This is a genomic window from Pantoea sp. X-Soil-TKNS-1280 (genome assembly GCF_059730475.1).
Window position 1 is genome coordinate 3281960 of sequence record NZ_AP035962.1, and the last position, 18298, is coordinate 3300257.

Genomic DNA, 18298 nt, shown 5'->3' on the forward strand with positions numbered 1-18298 from the left:
AAACTATGCGATTAAATCAAATTCAAGCGATTAACTGGAACCGCATTCAGGACGAGAAAGACCTTGAGGTGTGGAACCGTCTGACCAGCAACTTCTGGCTACCGGAAAAAGTGCCGTTATCTAACGATCTGCCCGCCTGGCAGACGCTGGATAAACAGCAGCAGCAGCTGACCATTCGCGTGTTTACTGGCCTGACACTGCTCGATACCATTCAAAACGTGATTGGCGCGCCAGGGCTGATGGAAGATGCGCTGACGCCCCATGAAGAAGCGGTGCTGTCCAACGTCAGCTTTATGGAAGCAGTGCATGCGCGCTCCTACAGCTCGATTTTTTCCACCCTGTGCAACACAGCGGATGTGGATGCCGCCTATCGCTGGAGTGAAGAAAACGCAGCGCTGCAAAACAAAGCGAAAATTGTGCTGGAGCATTATCGCGCTGACGATCCGCTGAAAAAGAAAATTGCCAGCGTGTTTCTCGAATCGTTCCTGTTTTACTCCGGCTTCTGGTTGCCAATGTACTGGTCAAGCCGCGGTAAGCTGACTAACACCGCCGATTTGATTCGTCTGATCATCCGTGACGAAGCGGTGCACGGTTATTACATCGGTTATAAGTATCAGAAAGCACTGGAAAATGTGGATGATGCGCGCCGTGAAGAGTTACAGCAATTTGCCATCGAACTGCTGCTGGCCCTGTACGAAAACGAGGTGGTGTATACCGAAGCGCTGTATGCCGATGTGGGCTGGGCGGAAGAGGTGAAAACCTTCCTGCATTACAACGCCAATAAGGCGCTGATGAACCTCGGTTATGAAGCGTTATTCCCGGCTGAGCTGACCACGGTCAACCCGGCGATTCTGTCTGCGCTGTCACCCAATGCCGATGAAAACCACGATTTCTTCTCGGGTTCTGGCTCCTCCTACGTGATGGGTAAAGCGGTCGAAACCGAAGACGAAGACTGGAACTTTTAATCCTTTCATATCGGGCTGGCCTCAGCCCGATATTTCCCCTTGCTGCTGTTGGTTATTTTCCCGTTATTTACCCTTTATAACTTCATTCTATTGTCATTTTATCGTCATTCAAATGGTCCATATATCGCCAGCTAAAGCGTGATTTATCGCCTTTCAGCCAATTATTTCCGTCCAGATGGCATAAATTCGGCAAAAAATTAGGAAAAAATTGATCCTCCCTCATCCCTTGTGAGCACTGGAATTGCACGCCATTTCATCCAGCAGCGTACGCCGAATATCGGCCGAAAGGGTTGTCAGATATTCTCATTATGTTACGGTATAGGCCGCTTAATTTTAATCAGGGCCACAACAAGAAATAGCGAAACATCAATTAACCAGGAATTTAATTACTGCATGGCAATTAAACTCGAAGTAAAGAATTTATATAAGATATTTGGTGATCACCCGGAAAGGGCATTTAAACATATTGATAACGGTGAGGGTAAAGAGGCAATCCTGGCGAAAACCGGACTCTCTCTCGGTGTTAAGAATGCCAGTCTGGCCATTGAAGAAGGCGAGATCTTCGTCATCATGGGGCTTTCAGGTTCAGGTAAGTCCACCATGGTTCGCCTTCTCAATCGTCTGATCGAGCCGACACGCGGCCAGGTGATTATTGACGGTGTCGATATTGCGAAAATATCGGAAGCCGAACTGCGCGAAGTGCGCAGAAATAAGATCAGCATGGTATTTCAGTCATTTGCCCTGATGCCACATATGACGGTATTAAATAATACCGCCTTCGGCATGGAATTAGCGGGCGTCGCATTGCAGGAGCGTCAGGAAAAAGCGCTGGAAGCATTGCGTCAGGTTGGATTGGAAAATTATGCCCATGCGTACCCGGATGAGCTTTCCGGTGGTATGCGTCAGCGTGTTGGATTAGCCCGCGCACTGGCAATCAATCCCGATATATTGTTGATGGATGAAGCCTTCTCCGCACTCGATCCGCTTATTCGTACTGAAATGCAGGATGAGCTGGTGAAATTGCAGGCAAAACATCAGCGTACCATTGTGTTTATTTCCCACGATCTCGATGAAGCGATGCGTATTGGCGATCGTATTGCCATTATGCAGGGCGGCGAAGTGGTGCAGGTCGGCACGCCGGATGAAATTCTTAATAATCCAGCCAACGATTATGTCCGTACCTTCTTCCGTGGCGTCGATATCAGCCATGTATTTAGTGCCAAAGATATTGCGCGTCGTACTGCCGGGGCACTGATCCGTAAAGCGGCCGGTCTTGGTCCACGCTCAGCGATTAAGCTGCTGCAGGATGAAGATCGCGATTTTGGTTATGTGCTGGAAAAACAGAAATTTATTGGCGTGGTTTCAACTGATTCGCTGAAAGCGGCGTTAGCGGCTGGCGATGGGCTGGACAGCGCACTGCTGGACATTCCGGCGGTTCCTGCGGACACCTCACTGAACGATTTGCTCTCCCATGTGGCTCAGGCACCTTGTGCCGTGCCGGTAGTGGGTGAAGAAAATCAATATGTTGGTGTTATTTCGAAAAGCACGCTGCTGCGCGCTTTAGATCGTGAAGGAGCCTGAGAATGAGTGAACAAAACAGCAATCCGTGGGATAGCGCCAGCCAGGCAACCCCTGATAACAGCGCGGCGGCCAGCAGTAGCGATCCCTGGTCAACCGGTGCCAGCAGCACGCCTGCCGATAGCGGTGCTGCCGCTGCCAGTAGCGGTGGTCACGACGCAGCCAGCAGTGCAGCAAGCAGCGATTGGCTGAGCAGTGCGCCTGCGCCGCAGCCCGAGCATTTTAATATCATGGACCCGTTCCATAAGACCATGATCCCCCTCGACAGCTGGGTGACCGAGGGCATCGACTGGGTGGTTAACCACTTCCGTCCGGTGTTCCAGGGTATCCGCGTCCCGGTGGATTACATTCTCAGCGCCTTCCAGCAATTGCTGCTGGGGATGCCGGCGCCGGTAGCGATTATCGTGTTTGCTCTGATTGCCTGGCAGATCGCCAGCCCGGCAATGGGTATCGCCACCCTGATTTCGTTGGTGTTAATTGGCGCGATTGGCGCCTGGTCGCAGGCAATGGTGACGCTGGCGCTGGTACTCACCGCCCTGCTGTTCTGCATCATTATTGGTTTGCCACTCGGTATCTGGCTGGCACGCAGCGAACGTGCTGCCCGTATCATCCGGCCGCTGCTTGATGCGATGCAAACCACCCCGGCCTTCGTCTATCTGGTGCCGATTGTGATGTTGTTCGGTATCGGTAACGTCCCGGGAGTGGTAGTGACCATTATCTTTGCGCTGCCGCCGATTGTGCGTCTGACCATTCTGGGGATCAAACAAGTCCCGGCTGATCTGATTGAAGCCAGTGAATCCTTTGGTGCCAGCCCGCGTCAGATGTTGTTCAAAGTGCAGCTGCCGCTGGCAATGCCGACCATTATGGCCGGGGTTAACCAGACGCTGATGCTGGCGTTGTCGATGGTGGTGATCGCCTCGATGATTGCCGTCGGTGGTCTTGGTCAGATGGTACTGCGCGGGATTGGTCGTCTTGATATGGGCCTCGCCACTGTCGGCGGTGTCGGTATCGTGATTCTCGCCATTATTCTCGACCGTCTGACCCAGTCAGTCGGACGTGACAGCCGCAGCCGTGGCAATCGCCACTGGTACAGCACCGGCCCGATCGGCCTGCTGATGCGTCCTTTCAGTAAAAACAAGTAATTCATTTGGGCGGCACCTTGTGGCCGCCCGTCTCCGACGCCACACGTAAAATAAGGAATGACTATGCGCAAGACAGCCCTATTCGCTGCCGTCCTGACGACGTTCGCCGTGACGCACGTGTCCGCCGCCGACCTGCCGGGTAAAGGCATTACCGTTAAGCCGGTGCAGAGCACCATCTCAGAAGAAACCTTTCAGACGCTGCTGGTAAGCCGCGCGCTGGAAAAACTGGGCTATACCGTAGATAAGCCAAGTGAGGTCGATTACAACGTCGGTTACACCTCAATTGCCGAAGGTGATGCCACCTTTACCGCCGTGAACTGGCAGCCGCTGCACGATGATATGTACAAAGCCGCCGGTGGCGACCAGAAGTTCTACCGTGAAGGCACCTATGTGACGGGCGCGGCACAGGGCTATCTGATCGACAAAAAGACGGCAGAAAAATATCACATCAACAATTTTGCCCAGTTAAAAGATCCGAAGATTGCGAAATTGTTCGATACCAATGGTGACGGCAAGGCTGACCTGACCGGATGTACGCCGGGCTGGGGCTGCGAAGCAGTGATTAATCACCAGATCAATGCCTATGGCCTGAGCAATACCGTGGAACATAACCAGGGTAACTACTCCGCGATGATCGCCGATACCATCACCCGCTTTAAGCAGGGTAAACCGATTCTGTACTACACCTGGACGCCGTACTGGGTGAGTGACGTACTGAAGCCGGGTAAAGATGTGGTATGGCTACAGGTGCCGTTCTCATCACTGCCAGGCGAGCAGAAGAATGTCGATACCAAGCTGGCCAACGGTGCCAACTATGGCTTCCCGGTGAATACCATGCACATCGTTGCTAACAAAGCCTGGGCTGAGAAAAACCCGGCGGCAGCGAAACTGTTTGCTGAGATGAAACTGCCGATCACCGATATCAATGCGGAAAATGCCGCGATGCATAGCGGGCAGGCTTCGGAAGATGACATCAACCGTCATGTCAACGGCTGGATCAAAGGCCATCAGGCTGAGTTCGATAAGTGGGTGCAGGATGCACTGGCCGCCGCGAAATAAATGTTGCAGGCCGTAGCAGCGCAATTTATTGCGCGTTTTTATCCCGGCGTTGTTGCCAGAGAAGCGCGATAAATCGCGCCGCCACACGGGAGCCGAATCACCCTATTGGTGATTCGGCTCCCTAATCGATTCGGACGTTATAGCGTACTGGTACGTCCTGTTAATTAACACAACAATGAAATAGTTTTTTGGGTTACTATTACCCTATTATGATTATTTGCCTGCTCATCTCGCTATGAATGCTTCCCATCAGGGCCTCAATTCTGCCCTGGTCGCACTGATGTCGGTCGCGACTGGCCTTGCCGTCGCCAGTAACTATTATGTCCAGCCGCTGCTGGATACCATCGCCCACCAGTTTAATCTCTCCGTCAGCCTTGCCGGTTTTATCGTCACCACTGCCCAACTGGGTTATGCCTGCGGCCTGCTACTGCTGGTGCCATTGGGGGATATGCTGGAACGCCGTAGTCTGATCGTGTCGATGAGCCTGCTGGCCGCCGGTGGCATGATGATCACCGCGCTCTCCCCTTCTCTGCCCTTCATGCTGCTGGGCACCGTTGTCACCGGGTTATTTTCCGTGGTGGCGCAGATGCTGGTGCCCCTCGCCGCCACCCTGGCTGCGCCCGAAAAGCGCGGCAAGGTGGTCGGGACGGTGATGAGTGGTTTGCTGCTGGGTATCCTGCTGGCACGTACCGCCGCTGGGGCACTGGCACAACTGGGCGGCTGGCGCTGCGTCTATTGGACTGCCAGCGTATTGATGATCCTGATGGCGCTGGCGCTGTGGCGCTTTCTGCCACGCTATAAACAGCATGTGCCGCTGAATTATCCGCAGCTGCTGCGCTCCATCTTTAGCCTGTATGCCGGTAATCGGGTGATCCGTACCCGCGCATTAACTGGCTGCCTCAGCTTTGCCAACTTCAGCATGCTCTGGACCTCAATGGCGTTTCTGCTCTCTGCCCCACCTTATGGCTTTAATGAAGGTGAAATTGGCCTGCTGGGGCTGGTCGGTGCGGCGGGCGCGCTGGCGGCACGTCAGGCGGGTGGCCTCGCCGATAAGGGCAAAGCCAAACTCACCACCAGCGCCGGATTGCTGATTATGCTGGTGGCCTGGCTGGTGACCGCACTGGGCGCACAGCATTTGCTGGCGCTGATTATCGGTATCCTGCTGCTCGATTTAGCTGTTCAGGCAGTGCATATCACCAACCAAAGCGTCATTTATCGCCACAAACCCGAGGCACGTAATCGCCTCAATGCCGGTTATATGACCAGTTATTTTATTGGCGGCGCACTGGGTTCCATCATCTCAGCGAACGCATTTCATCATGCAGGCTGGTATGGCGTTTGTGGGGCTGGTGTGCTGTTCACCATAATTAACCTATTGATTTGGTGGCGCAATGCGCGTTTCGAAAGTGTTTAGAAAACGTAAAGACCGGACCAAATCAATGAGCGATACTGTTCATCAATGATTGGGTTTGTTATGGTTAGCCAGAGAGTTATTCATCAGGGTTATTTTTTCTCGCGAAATTATTCAACAGTAAAAAGATTTCGCGAGGCGAATTGATAGCATCCCTTGTCTGCGAATCTGCAGCCATAGGATCGGGCCATGTGCCCGGGGTCAGGGAGCGGCCTCGAATCGCCTGGTGTTGACAGTGTGATCCTGCTAACAATCACATGCGGGAATTATGACTACGCTTAATCTGTCACCATCATTACTATACCAGTTGCAACTAGTGAGGTTTTTTTAGAATGGAAAGTTCGTTTACTCCCATTGAGCAGATGCTAAACATCCGTGCTACTCGCCACAAAGATTTTCCACTGCAGGAAATCATCCTGACGCGTCTGTGCATGCATATGCAGGGCAAACTGCTGGATAATCGCAACAAAATGTTGAAGGCGCAGGGAATTAACGAAACCTTATTCATGGCGCTGATCACCCTGGACGCGCAGGAAAACCAGAGCATCCAGCCATCAGAACTGAGTTCCGCACTGGGTTCTTCCCGTACCAACGCCACGCGTATTGCTGACGAACTGGAAAAACGCGGCTGGATTGAGCGTCGTGAAAGCGATAACGATCGCCGTTGCCTGCATCTGCACCTGACAGAAAAAGGTAACGAATTCTTACGTCAGCTGCTGCCACCGCAGCACCAGAGCCTGCAATATCTCTGGTCCTCCCTCTCCTCAGACGAGCAGGGCCAGCTGGAAGCCATTACCCGTAAGCTGCTTAACCGCCTCGACAAAATGGACGAAGACCAACTCATCGCCTCTCTGTCGCGCTAATAGCAAGAAGTGCGACACAATCACCTGTCGAAACCGATATTTTAATCCCCTTTTATCCGGCCAGCGTGTTAAACGCTGGCTTTTTTCGACTCGGGACCCCGTGTTGATGGATCAGCACATCCCGAAAAAATGGAAAACGTGGAGAATCAAATGAGTGCGACAGCGGAAGCCCAAAGCCCGCAACAGCCAGCAAATAAAAAGAAGAAGCGCAAAGGTGTGCTGATCCTGCTGGCAATCGTGTTTGTATTAATTGGTGTGGCATATCTGGCTTACTGGTGGGTGGTACTGCGGCATTTTCAGGAAACCGATGATGCTTATGTCTCCGGTAACCAGGTGCAGGTGATGGCACAGGTTTCTGGTAGCGTGAATAAAGTCTGGTTCGATGATACCGACTTCGTAAAAAAAGGTGATGTGCTGGTATCGCTCGATAAAACCGATGCCGAACAGGCATTCGAGAAAGCCCAGACGGCGCTGGCCACCAGCGTTCGTCAGACGCATCAGTTGATGATCACCGGCAAGCAGGATCAGGCCACCATTGCATTGCAGAAAACTGCGCTGGAACAGGCGGAGGCGGACCTGAAACGCCGTGAGCCGCTGGGTGCGGCTAACCTGATTGGCCGTGAAGAGTTACAGCACGCCCGTGATGCTGTGGCAACCGCCAAAGCACAGCTCGATGTGGCAGTGCAGCAGTTCAATGCGAATCAGGCGATGATCCTCAACACCTCGCTGGAAAACCAGCCCGCTGTCAAACAGGCATCTGCTGAACTGCGCGATGCCTGGCTGGCACTGCAACGCACCGATATTCGCAGCCCGATGGATGGTTATGTCTCCCGTCGTAGCGTTCAGGTAGGTTCGCAAATCTCCACCAGCACGCCGTTGCTGGCGGTGGTTCCGGCTACCAATTTGTGGGTGGATGCTAACTTCAAAGAGACCCAGCTGGCAGACGTTCGTATTGGACAGCCTGCGACAGTGGTCAGTGATATCTACGGTGATGATGTGGTGTACCAGGGGAAAGTGGTTGGCCTCGATATGGGCACCGGTAGCGCCTTCTCGTTGCTGCCAGCCCAGAACGCCACCGGTAACTGGATCAAAGTGGTTCAGCGTCTGCCGGTGCGTATCGAACTGGATGCCAAAGAAGTGGCGGATCATCCACTGCGTATCGGTCTGTCCACCCTGGTGAAAGTGGATACTTCGAATAAAGAGGGTGCAACCCTGGCCAGCAGCGTACGTGCTCAGGCCGCTTATGAAAGCAATGCGCTGGCAATCGACCTGACACCGGTTAACCAGATGATCACTGACATCGTTCGTGCCAACGCCGGCTGATAACGCGGGAGGCTGTTATGGCACAAAAACCGCTTGAAGGCGCGCCGTTAGTCCTGATGACCATCGCCCTGTCGCTGGCGACGTTCATGCAGGTACTCGACTCGACTATCGCCAACGTGGCGATTCCGACCATCGCCGGTAATCTCGGTGCCTCGAACTCGCAGGGCACCTGGGTGATCACCTCCTTCGGGGTGGCAAACGCCATCTCGATCCCGATCACCGGCTGGCTGGCGAAACGCGTGGGTGAAGTGAAGCTGTTTACCTGGGCGACCATTTTGTTCGCCCTCGCCTCCTGGGCGTGTGGTATGTCAGAAAGTCTGTCGATGCTGATTTTCTTCCGTATCATCCAGGGGGTCGTGGCAGGCCCGTTAATTCCTCTGTCGCAGAGCCTGCTGCTGAACAACTACCCACCCGCAAAACGCAGCGTGGCGCTGTCGTTATGGGCAATGACGGTGATCGTCGCGCCGATCTGTGGACCGATACTTGGTGGCTGGATTAGCGATAACTATCACTGGGGCTGGATCTTCTTCATCAACGTGCCGATTGGCGTGGTGGTGGTGATTCTGACGCTGCAAACCCTGCGTGGTCGCGAAACCGCAACCGCCGTCCGGCCGATTGATATGGTCGGTCTGGTGCTGCTGGTGGTGGGTATTGGCTGTCTGCAGGTGATGCTGGACCGTGGCAAAGAGCTGGACTGGTTTAGCTCGACGGAGATTATCGTGCTGACGGTCGTCGCCGTGGTCTCCCTTTTGGTGCTACTGGTGTGGGAACTGACCGATGACCATCCGATAGTCGATCTTTCGCTATTTAAATCGCGTAATTTCACCATCGGTTGTTTGTCGATCAGCCTCGCTTACATGCTCTACTTCGGCTCGATCGTGTTGTTGCCCCAGCTATTACAGGAGGTGTACGGCTACACCGCCACCTGGGCTGGGCTGGCCTCAGCACCGGTCGGGGTGATTCCGGTGATCCTGTCGCCGATTATCGGGCGCTTTGCGCATAAGCTGGATATGCGCCGTCTGGTGACCTTCAGCTTTATTATGTATGCCGTCTGTTTCTACTGGCGCGCGTATACCTTTGAGCCGGGGATGGATTTTGGTGCGTCGGCGTGGCCGCAGTTTATTCAGGGCTTCGCAGTGGCGTGTTTCTTTATGCCACTGACCACCATCACGTTGTCGGGCTTACCGCCGGAACGTATGGCGGCAGCGTCCAGTCTGTCCAACTTCGTGCGTACGCTGGCGGGTTCCATCGGAACCTCGATCACCACCACCATGTGGACCGATCGCGAATCGATGCATCACAGCTATTTGTCGGAGTCGGTCAATCCGTACAACGCCAATTCGCAGCAGATGTACGATCAGCTGGAAAGTCTCGGTATGACCCACCAGCAGGCCTCTGCGTATATCGCGCAGCAGATCACCAACCAGGGCCTGATAATCTCAGCCAACGAGATTTTCTGGGCCTCAGCCGGGGTGTTTATCATTCTGCTGGTGTTGATCTGGTTCGCGCGTCCGCCTTTTGGGGCGGGCGGTGGCGGCGGTGGCGCACACTAAGCCAGAAAGCAAAACGGGCCATTCGGCCCGTTTTTTTATGCATTCTGTCGCCACCATTCGGCAAGCAGTATGCCGGTTGCCACCGACACGTTAAGGCTTTCCACGTTGCCGGTGCCGCCAATCGACAGGCTCATGTCGCCCTGCTGGAATGCGCTGTCGGACAAACCTTCACGCTCCTGACCCAGCACCAGCACCATTTTGGCGGGCAATTCAGCCTTCGCCAGCGGCGTACCTTCATGGCTTGAAGTGGTCACAATGGTGTAGCCCGCTTTACGGAACGCTTCCAGGCCCTCGGAGAAGCTCTCACCACTGATCGCCTGGACATGCTCGGCACCGCCTTCTGCGGTTCGTACCGCTGCACCTGATTCCAGCAGCGATGCGTCATTGACCAGCAGGCCTTTCACACCAAAGTGCGCGCAGCTACGCATGATGCCGCCGAGGTTATGCGGGTTGCTGACATCTTCCAGCGCCAGCACGCAATCTTTGGCTTCGGCCTGACTTAACCATTCAGAAACCGCCATGCCCATGCGTTTTTTGATAATGAAGCAAACGCCGCCATGATGTTCAGTGCCTGAGGCTTTCGCCAGTTCGGCATCTTCAACCACGTGATAGGCTTTACGATTGGCCGCCAGCCAGCGCAAGGTTTCGCGGAAGCGCGGCGTCACGCTCTGCACAAACCAGGCACGTACGATGCTTTCAGGACGACTCTGGAACAATGCCTGACAGGCATTTTCACCGTAAACGCGCGTCTCTTCCTGACGCTGACGGCGAATCTGCTCCGGATCGATGGCAGGCTTGCTGCTGCCCGCCTCATCAGACAGGCTTTCTTCGCTAACCGGTGGACGCGAAACAGTGCGCCACGGAGAATCTTCATAGCCACGCGAGGGTTCGCGGTCGTTACGACGACCGGCGCTGCGGCCACCTTCTTCACTATTACGTCCGCCACGAGGACCGGCGTTACGGCCACCCTCTTCATTATTACGTCCGCTACGAGGCCCGGAACGACGATTATCTTCCTGGCGCGCAGCAGTACGGCCGCCTTTGCCGGTACGGGGGTTTGGCGCACGCGAGCCTTTCTGGCCCTCATCCTCACCACGTACATACATCACTTTTACCTTGCCGCTTTTGCCTTTAAATTCGTCGTTCATCTGTTCCTCCAGCATTGAGAGCGCGAAGATTACCTGATGTGTAGGCGCTTAGCTATCAACTATTGAACCTATTGGGCAATCCAGATTGAGCATAGCACTCAACCCTTTCATAATGCTCGGCAATCGTAAGTTTTACAGGTCCGGTTGAGGTAACTATGAATACGGTATGCGCCTCCTGTCAGGCAACCAATCGCGTGCCCGATGCACGCATTGCCGATGGAGCCAAGTGTGGCCGCTGCGGCGGTGAGTTGTTCAACGGTGAAGTGGTCAGCGCGACGGCCGCGACGCTGGATAAATATTTGCAGGATGATCTGCCGGTAGTGGTCGATTTCTGGGCACCGTGGTGTGGTCCTTGTGTCAACTTCGCACCGGTGTTCAAAGATGTCGCCGATGAGCGGCGTGGTAAAGTGCGTTTTGTAAAGGTTAATACCGAAGCAGAACCGGCACTCAGCTCGCGTTTTCGCATTCGCAGCATTCCCACCATCATGCTGTTTAAGAACGGTGAAATGGTCGATATGCTCAATGGTGCCATGCCCAAAGCACCCTTTAATGAATGGCTCGACGAATCGCTGTGATCCTGCCCCTGGCCAGCCTTGCGCTGGCCATATTACCTTTCTGCGGCAATTCCATTACAATTGCGTTTTTTCTGCCCGCCTGAGTGTTATGTCTGAAAATGCTGTCCTGCGTTTGCGTTCGCAACGCCTTGCCCGCGCCACGCGCCCCTTTCTGGCACGAGGAAATCGTGTTATCCGCTGTCAGGGCTGTCTTCTGCCGCATAAACATTGCGTCTGTGCCAGCTTGCAACCGCAAACCGCGCGTAGCCGTTTCTGTCTGGTGATGTTTGATACCGAACCAATGAAGCCGAGCAACACCGGACGCCTTATCGCCGACATCTTGCCAGATACGCTGGCATTTGGCTGGTCGCGTACCGAGCCGGATGCTGCATTATTACAGGCGGTGCAGATGAGTGAATATCAGCCTCTGGTGGTGTTCCCCGCTTCCTATGCCGATCCTGGCCGTGCGGTATTGACCGAACCGCCAACCACCGGCAAGCCACCGCTGTTTATTATGCTCGACGGCACCTGGACTGAAGCCCGCAAAATGTTCCGCAAAAGCCCATGGCTGGATGCATTTCCGGTGATGTCACTGAATGTCACCACGCCTTCGCGTTACACGCTGCGTGAAGCACATGGTGAAGGCCAGCACTGCACTGCTGAAGTCGCCGCCGCCTTGCTGGAGCAGGCGGGTGATGCAGCAGCGGCCAACGCTTTGCAACAGCATTTCGAACAGTTCCGTCAGGCATATCTGGCCGGAAAGCCGCATCATCCTGTACACGCCCTGGACGAAGCCCTGTAGCAGACTGCGATCGGTGAATCGGCAAACGCCACCAAAAGCGTTTACAATCATGCAAATCCCCATGTCAGGAGTGCATGATGAGCCAACGCGGACTGGAAGCGCTGTTACGACCTAAATCCATTGCGGTAATTGGTGCCTCGGTGAAACCCGGTCGTGCGGGTTACTTTATGATGCGTAACCTGTTGGCGGGGGGCTTTAGCGGCCCGGTATTACCGGTGACGCCCAAATATAAAGCCGTGAGCGGTGTATTGGCCTGGCCGGACATTGCCAGCCTGCCCTTCGCCCCGGATCTTGCTGTCATCTGCACCCATGCCCGACGCAACCTCGAACTGCTGCAACAACTGGGCGAAAAAGGCTGTAAAGCCTGCATTATCCTCTCTGCACCGGCCAGCCAGCTGGAAGAACTGAAAGCCTGCGCCAGCCAGTGGCAGATCCGCCTGCTCGGCCCCAACAGCCTTGGATTGCTTGCGCCCTGGCAAGGTCTGAATGCCAGCTTTTCCCCGGTGCCGATCGCGAAAGGCCGCATCGCCTTTATTTCGCAATCGGCGGCGGTGTCGAACACCATCCTCGACTGGGCACAACAGCGTAACCTTGGGTTTTCCTGGTTTATTGCCCTCGGTGACAGCCTTGATATTGATGTTGATGACCTGCTCGATTTTCTCGCGCGCGACGGCAAAACCAGCGCCATTCTGCTGTACCTGGAACATCTCAGCGATGCGCGCCGCTTTGTTTCTGCCTCGCGCAGCGCCTCGCGTAATAAACCCATTCTGGTGATCAAAAGTGGCCGCAGCCATCAGGCCCAGGCGATGATAGGCACCCATAGCGGGCTGGATGCCGCCTGGGATGCGGCCATCCAGCGTGCCGGTCTGCTGCGCGTGCAGGATACCCATGAACTGTTTTCTGCCGTTGAATCACTCAGCCATATGCGTCCGCTACGCGGCGATCGTCTGATGATCATTAGCAATGGTGCGGCCCCGGCAGCCCTGGCGCTGGATGAGCTTTACGCGCGCAATGGCAAACTGGCGACACTGAGCGAAGAGACCTTGCAGGCGCTGGCGGCGCTGCTGCCGGAGGGAGTGGGACGCGGCAATCCTCTTGACTTGAAAGATGATGCCACTCCGGAACGCTATGTCACCTGCATTGAGAAGCTGCTTGATAGCCACGAGCTGGATGCGCTGATGATCATCCACGCACCAAGCGCGGTCTCACCTGCCAGCGAAACTGCCGCGCAAATCATTGAGGCAATTGCCCGCCATCCGCGTGGCAAACAGGTGACATTGCTGACTAACTGGTGCGGCGAGTTCTCCTCGCAGGACGCACGGCGTGCCTTCACCAGGGCGGGCATCCCCACCTGGCGCACCCCGGAGGGGACTGTCACCGCGTTTATGCATCAGGTGGAGTATCGTCGCAATCAGAAGCAACTGCGTGAAACGCCCGCGCTACCCCCAGGGCTAACGCAGAATAGCGCTCAGGCGCACCAGCTGATTCAGCAGGCGCTCGATCAAGGCATCACCACGCTGGATACCCACGAGGTGCAGCCCGTGCTGGAAGCCTATGGTCTGGCAACTTTGCCGACCTGGATTGCAGCTGACAGCGCTGCGGCAGCCAATATTGCCGGACAGATTGGCTATCCCGTGGCACTCAAACTTCGTTCGCCAGATATCCCGCATAAATCCGAGGTGCAGGGGGTGATGCTTTATCTGCGCAGTGCCGCAGAAGTGAAGCAGGCTGCTGAAGCCATTTTTGACCGTGTGCGCCAGACCCATCCGCACGCGCGTATTGATGGCCTGCTGGTACAGAGCATGGCGAATCGCGCTGGTGCACAGGAGCTGCGCGTGGTGGTCGAACAGGATCCGCTGTTTGGCCCGATTATTTTGCTGGGCGAAGGCGGCGTTGAATGGCAGCCAGATAAACAGGCCGCCGTTGCCCTGCCGCCACTCAATATGACGCTGGCGCGTTATCTGGTGATCCAGGCGATGAAGAGTGGCAAAGTGCGTAGCCGCAGCGCCCTGCGGCCGTTAAATATTCCGGCGCTTAGCCAGTTACTGGTGCAGGTTTCTAACCTGGTGGTGGATTGCCCGGAGATTCAGCGACTGGATATTCATCCACTACTGGCCGCCGGTGATGAATTTACGTTGCTGGATGTCACGCTCCAGCTGGCCCCTTTCCACGGCGATAACGAAGCCCGGTTGGCGATTCGTCCCTATCCTCATCACCTAGAGGAGCAGTTCGCGTTGAAGGATGGTCAGCATTGCCTGTTCCGCCCCATCCTGCCTGAAGATGAACCGCTGCTGCGTGACTTTATTGCGCAGGTGACCAAAGAAGATCTCTACTACCGCTATTTCAGTGAGATCAACGAATTCACTCATGAGGATTTGGCCAATATGACGCAGATCGATTATGACCGTGAAATGGCGATTGTGGCGGTGCGTCAGCAGGCAAATCAACAAGAGATTATTGGGGTGACGCGTGCCATTTCTGATGCCGATAACATTGATGCTGAGTTTTCCGTCCTGGTGCGTTCGGATCTCAAAGGGCTGGGCATGGGCAGACGCCTGCTGGAGAAGATGATTCGCTATACCCGCGATCACGGTCTGCAACAATTGAACGGTATCACCATGCCACACAATACCGGCATGATTACGCTGGCACGAAAACTTAACTTTCGTGTGAATATTCAATTGGATGACGGAATTGTCAGCCTCAATTTACCCTTAAATGATGGCATCGACTAACCTTGTAGAGAAAGGTAAAAATCCCCCCGGGCCCGCCGGTTGATGTTATTATCGCGCGTTAGGATCATGATTTGATGGCAAAAGGCCATGCGATGAACAGAGAAGAAGTGCACCGTGATGTTGTCTAAATTCAAACGCAATAAACACCAACAACACCTCGCACAGCTGCCTAAACTGTCACAATCCGTGTCGGATGTGACCACGCTTTACTCGCCTGCTGAATTTCGCGAAACCCTGCTGACGAAAATTGCCGCTGCAGAAAAACGTATCTGTATCGCTGCGCTTTACCTGGAAAATGATGATGGTGGACGTGGCATTATGCAGGCACTCTATGCTGCGCGTCAGGCACGTCCTGAACTGGATATCAGTATTCTGGTGGACTGGCATCGTGCGCAACGTGGCCGCATCGGCGCAGCACGAGGCTTCACCAATGCCGACTGGTATTGCGAGATGGCGACGCAGCATCCGGATATCGCCATTCCGGTGTATGGTATTCCGGTGAACACCCGTGAAGCGCTGGGCGTACTGCATTTGAAAGGCTTTATCATTGACGACACGCTGTTGTATAGCGGTGCCAGCCTGAACGATGTCTATCTGCATCAGCATGATAAATACCGTTATGACCGCTATCAGCTAATCCGCAACCCGCAGCTGGCCGATACCATGTATCAGTGGATCTGTGAGAATCTGAAGCAATCAGATGCGGTGCACCGTCTTGATCAGTCAGAACGCCCTTCCAGCCCGGAAATCAAAAATGAAACCCGCCAGTTCCGCCAGGATCTGCGTGGCTTCAACTATCAGTTTACCGGTAATGCGGGCAACGAAACGCTGACAGTCACACCATTGGTGGGCCTGGGCAAACGTAGCCTGCTGAATAAAACCATCTTCCATTTAATGCCCTGTGCCGAGCGTAAACTCACCCTGTGTACGCCTTATTTCAATCTGCCCGCTATCCTGGTGCGTAATCTGATCCATTTACTGCGTCAGGGAAAAGAGGTTGAGATCATCATCGGGGACAAAACGGCCAACGACTTTTATATTCCACCTGAGCAGCCCTTTAAGATTATCGGTGCGTTGCCTTATCTCTACGAGATTAACCTGCGCCGTTTCCTCAGCCGCCTGCAATATTACGTCAACAATGGTCAGCTGACGGTGCGCCTGTGGAAAGATGGTGAAAATAGCTACCATCTGAAAGGCATCTGGGTGGACGATGAATGGATGATGATCACCGGCAATAACCTCAATCCACGCGCCTGGCGGCTCGATCTGGAAAATGCGGTGTTGATCCATGACCCGCTGAATCAGCTGGCTGAACAACGCGAACGGGAACTGGCATTGATCCGTACACATACCACGGTGGTGCAGCATTTCCGTGAACTGGAGAGCATTGCCGACTATCCGGCAAAAGTGCGCAAGTTGATTCGTCGTCTGCGCCGGATCCGAATCGATCGTCTTATCAGCCGTCTGCTGTGAGACCCTGGCCGCTCAGTGAGGAGCGGCCAGCCATGTTATAACTTAATCCCCTTCCCTTTGCGATGCAGCATCAGTGACACCAGAAACGCTAATGCACCCATTGCTGACACATACCAGAAGAAACTGGTTTCCACGCCTTCTTTTTTCAGCAGCAACGCAATGTACTCGGCAGAACCACCAAAAATAGCATTTGCCACTGCATAAGATAAGCCGACACCCAGTGCTCGCACCTCCGGCGGGAACATCTCTGCTTTAAGTATGCCGCTGATAGCGGTATAGAAGCTGGTGATGATCAACGCTACCATCACCAGAAGAAATGCCAGCCAGCCACTCTGCACATTTTGTAGCAGCGTCAGAATCGGTACGGTACAAATCGCTGCACCCGCACCAAAAATTATCATGGAAGCACGGCGGCCGATTTTATCGGATAACGCGCCGATAATCGGCTGAATCAACATAAATACCAGCAACGCCCCGGTCATTAATGCACTCGCGCTGCGTGCATCCATCCCGGCGGTATTGACCAGGTATTTTTGCATATAGGTAGTAAAGGTATAAAAACTGAGTGAACCACCGGCAGTAAAGCCCAGCACCATCAGAAAAGCACGAGAGTGATTGCGCAGCAGACCAAGGATACTGCCAGCATCACGATGTTCGCGGTGTTTTTTCTCTGAAGTTTCATTGAGCGAGCGACGCAGCCAGAGTGCGACAACTGCCAGAATAGCGCCCAGGAAGAATGGGATACGCCATCCCCAGCTATGTAGTTGTTCATCACTGAGAATTTGTTGCAGCACCACCACGGTAAGCACTGCCAGTAACTGCCCACCGATTAAGGTCACATACTGGAATGAGGCGTAGAACCCTTTGCGTCCTTCCAGCGCCACTTCACTCATATAAGTGGCGCTGGTGCCATATTCTCCACCCACGGACAGCCCCTGAAACATGCGCGCCAGCAGCAGAATCGTGGGAGCGGCAATGCCAATTTCCCCATATCCGGGCAGACAGGCTATCACCAGTGAACCGAGACACATCATACAAACCGAGATCAGCATGGAGTTTTTTCGTCCGTGGCGATCAGCAATATAACCAAATAGCCAGCCACCGATAGGACGCATCAAAAATCCTGCGGCAAATACACCTGCGGTTTGCAGTAATTGCGTGGTGGTATCGCCCGATGGGAAAAATATATGGGCGAAATAGAGTGAGAAGAACGAATAAACATAGAAATCGAACCACTCCACCAGGTTGCCTGATGAAGCACCAACAATCGCCCAGATGCGTTGTTTGCTAATGGTCGTCGTGTCGTGTGGTACCACTTTTTGTTGTAGAGAGTCTGTCATGCTTTCCTCTTTTCCTTGCGGATAATAAACGCCAAAGCATTGAGTAAAGCATTTGTTGGCCCGTCAGGTGAAGCGGGCAAATATCCGAATGACAAAATGTGACCGGGAAGAGGTTTGTGGGGCAATTTTCAGACGTAAAAAAGCCCTGAACTTTCGTTCAGGGCTTCTTCACTTGATTGATGCCTGGCAGTTCCCTACTCTCGCATGGGGAGACCCCACACTACCATCGGCGCTACGGCGTTTCACTTCTGAGTTCGGCATGGGGTCAGGTGGGACCACCGCGCTACAGCCGCCAGGCAAATTCTGTTTATCCGCACCGCCCTCGCAGGCCGCACGAATCAATCCGTTCGAA

14 protein-coding genes and 1 rRNA gene are annotated in these 18298 nt (G+C 54.2%); 12 read left to right on the top strand and 3 right to left on the bottom strand.

Annotated features, from left to right (window positions below; all coding sequences use genetic code 11):
* Positions 1 to 5 precede the first annotated feature (5 nt).
* The 8 genes from nrdF to emrB all read left to right on the top strand — a co-directional run bounded on the left by nrdF (position 6) and on the right by emrB (position 9894).
* Positions 6 to 965: a class 1b ribonucleoside-diphosphate reductase subunit beta gene (gene nrdF, locus AC6I8X_RS15250; RefSeq protein ID WP_313683323.1), complete on the top strand. Its 960-nt coding sequence runs from the start codon at positions 6 to 8 to the stop codon at positions 963 to 965.
* Between the two features lie 393 nt (positions 966 to 1358).
* Entirely contained in the window at positions 1359 to 2546 is a 1188-nt protein-coding gene (gene proV, locus AC6I8X_RS15255; RefSeq protein WP_332665212.1) for a glycine betaine/L-proline ABC transporter ATP-binding protein ProV, read from the top strand.
* A 2-nt stretch (positions 2547 to 2548) separates the two neighbouring features.
* Positions 2549 to 3685 (top strand): glycine betaine/L-proline ABC transporter permease ProW, encoded by a 1137-nt coding sequence (proW, locus tag AC6I8X_RS15260; protein ID WP_299449647.1) that lies wholly within the window; start codon positions 2549 to 2551, stop codon positions 3683 to 3685.
* A gap of 63 nt (positions 3686 to 3748) precedes the next feature.
* On the top strand, positions 3749 to 4744 hold the full coding sequence (gene proX / locus AC6I8X_RS15265) for a glycine betaine/L-proline ABC transporter substrate-binding protein ProX (protein WP_313683321.1): 996 nt from the start codon (positions 3749 to 3751) through the stop codon (positions 4742 to 4744).
* Positions 4745 to 4979: 235 nt separating this feature from the next.
* Positions 4980 to 6158, top strand: a complete 1179-nt coding sequence (locus AC6I8X_RS15270; RefSeq protein ID WP_313683320.1) for an MFS transporter — start codon at positions 4980 to 4982, stop codon at positions 6156 to 6158.
* A 329-nt stretch (positions 6159 to 6487) separates the two neighbouring features.
* Positions 6488 to 7018 (top strand): transcriptional repressor MprA, encoded by a 531-nt coding sequence (gene mprA / locus AC6I8X_RS15275; RefSeq protein WP_084876402.1) that lies wholly within the window; start codon positions 6488 to 6490, stop codon positions 7016 to 7018.
* Between the two features lie 150 nt (positions 7019 to 7168).
* On the top strand, positions 7169 to 8341 hold the full coding sequence (gene emrA / locus AC6I8X_RS15280; protein ID WP_299449637.1) for a multidrug efflux MFS transporter periplasmic adaptor subunit EmrA: 1173 nt from the start codon (positions 7169 to 7171) through the stop codon (positions 8339 to 8341).
* Positions 8342 to 8358: 17 nt separating this feature from the next.
* The gene (emrB, locus tag AC6I8X_RS15285) at positions 8359 to 9894 is read left to right on the top strand and encodes a multidrug efflux MFS transporter permease subunit EmrB (protein ID WP_313683319.1); all 1536 of its coding nucleotides are present in this window, start codon (positions 8359 to 8361) and stop codon (positions 9892 to 9894) included.
* Positions 9895 to 9929: 35 nt separating this feature from the next.
* On the opposite strand, the gene AC6I8X_RS15290 is transcribed toward emrB, so the two are convergent.
* Positions 9930 to 11042: a tRNA/rRNA methyltransferase gene (locus AC6I8X_RS15290; RefSeq protein ID WP_497840059.1), complete on the bottom strand. Its 1113-nt coding sequence runs from the start codon at positions 11040 to 11042 to the stop codon at positions 9930 to 9932.
* Positions 11043 to 11197: 155 nt separating this feature from the next.
* On the opposite strand from AC6I8X_RS15290, the gene trxC reads away from it, so the two are divergent.
* The 4 genes from trxC (at position 11198) to pssA (ending at position 16606) form a co-directional block, all read left to right on the top strand.
* Entirely contained in the window at positions 11198 to 11617 is a 420-nt protein-coding gene (gene trxC, locus AC6I8X_RS15295; protein WP_084876407.1) for a thioredoxin TrxC, read from the top strand.
* 88 nt (positions 11618 to 11705) lie between these two features.
* Positions 11706 to 12398: a tRNA-uridine aminocarboxypropyltransferase gene (locus tag AC6I8X_RS15300; protein WP_299449630.1), complete on the top strand. Its 693-nt coding sequence runs from the start codon at positions 11706 to 11708 to the stop codon at positions 12396 to 12398.
* A 77-nt stretch (positions 12399 to 12475) separates the two neighbouring features.
* Positions 12476 to 15133: a bifunctional acetate--CoA ligase family protein/GNAT family N-acetyltransferase gene (locus AC6I8X_RS15305; protein ID WP_497841046.1), complete on the top strand. Its 2658-nt coding sequence runs from the start codon at positions 12476 to 12478 to the stop codon at positions 15131 to 15133.
* 117 nt (positions 15134 to 15250) lie between these two features.
* A complete protein-coding gene (pssA, locus tag AC6I8X_RS15310) occupies positions 15251 to 16606 on the top strand; it encodes a CDP-diacylglycerol--serine O-phosphatidyltransferase (RefSeq protein ID WP_497841047.1) in 1356 nt (451 codons plus the stop codon).
* Between the two features lie 35 nt (positions 16607 to 16641).
* Here the strand turns inward: pssA and AC6I8X_RS15315 are convergent, their stop codons facing one another.
* Entirely contained in the window at positions 16642 to 17946 is a 1305-nt protein-coding gene (locus tag AC6I8X_RS15315; RefSeq protein WP_313683318.1) for an MFS family transporter, read from the bottom strand.
* 181 nt (positions 17947 to 18127) lie between these two features.
* Positions 18128 to 18243, bottom strand: a 5S ribosomal RNA gene (rrf, locus tag AC6I8X_RS15320).
* Positions 18244 to 18298: the final 55 nt, after the last annotated feature.

Excerpts from the sequence above, each read along its gene's own strand:
- proV (WP_332665212.1), top strand. The coding sequence starts at position 1,359 with ATGGCAATTAAACTCGAAGTAAAGAATTTATATAAGATATTTGGTGAT.
- proW (WP_299449647.1), top strand. The coding sequence starts at position 2,549 with ATGAGTGAACAAAACAGCAATCCGTGGGATAGCGCCAGCCAGGCAACC.
- mprA (WP_084876402.1), top strand. The coding sequence starts at position 6,488 with ATGGAAAGTTCGTTTACTCCCATTGAGCAGATGCTAAACATCCGTGCT.
- emrA (WP_299449637.1), top strand. The coding sequence starts at position 7,169 with ATGAGTGCGACAGCGGAAGCCCAAAGCCCGCAACAGCCAGCAAATAAA.
- proX (WP_313683321.1), top strand. The coding sequence starts at position 3,749 with ATGCGCAAGACAGCCCTATTCGCTGCCGTCCTGACGACGTTCGCCGTG.
- AC6I8X_RS15305 (WP_497841046.1), top strand. The coding sequence starts at position 12,476 with ATGAGCCAACGCGGACTGGAAGCGCTGTTACGACCTAAATCCATTGCG.
- AC6I8X_RS15300 (WP_299449630.1), top strand. The coding sequence starts at position 11,706 with ATGTCTGAAAATGCTGTCCTGCGTTTGCGTTCGCAACGCCTTGCCCGC.
- AC6I8X_RS15315 (WP_313683318.1), bottom strand. The coding sequence starts at position 17,946 with ATGACAGACTCTCTACAACAAAAAGTGGTACCACACGACACGACGACC.
- pssA (WP_497841047.1), top strand. The coding sequence starts at position 15,251 with ATGTTGTCTAAATTCAAACGCAATAAACACCAACAACACCTCGCACAG.
- AC6I8X_RS15290 (WP_497840059.1), bottom strand. The coding sequence starts at position 11,042 with ATGAACGACGAATTTAAAGGCAAAAGCGGCAAGGTAAAAGTGATGTAT.
- AC6I8X_RS15270 (WP_313683320.1), top strand. The coding sequence starts at position 4,980 with ATGAATGCTTCCCATCAGGGCCTCAATTCTGCCCTGGTCGCACTGATG.
- trxC (WP_084876407.1), top strand. The coding sequence starts at position 11,198 with ATGAATACGGTATGCGCCTCCTGTCAGGCAACCAATCGCGTGCCCGAT.
- nrdF (WP_313683323.1), top strand. The coding sequence starts at position 6 with ATGCGATTAAATCAAATTCAAGCGATTAACTGGAACCGCATTCAGGAC.
- emrB (WP_313683319.1), top strand. The coding sequence starts at position 8,359 with ATGGCACAAAAACCGCTTGAAGGCGCGCCGTTAGTCCTGATGACCATC.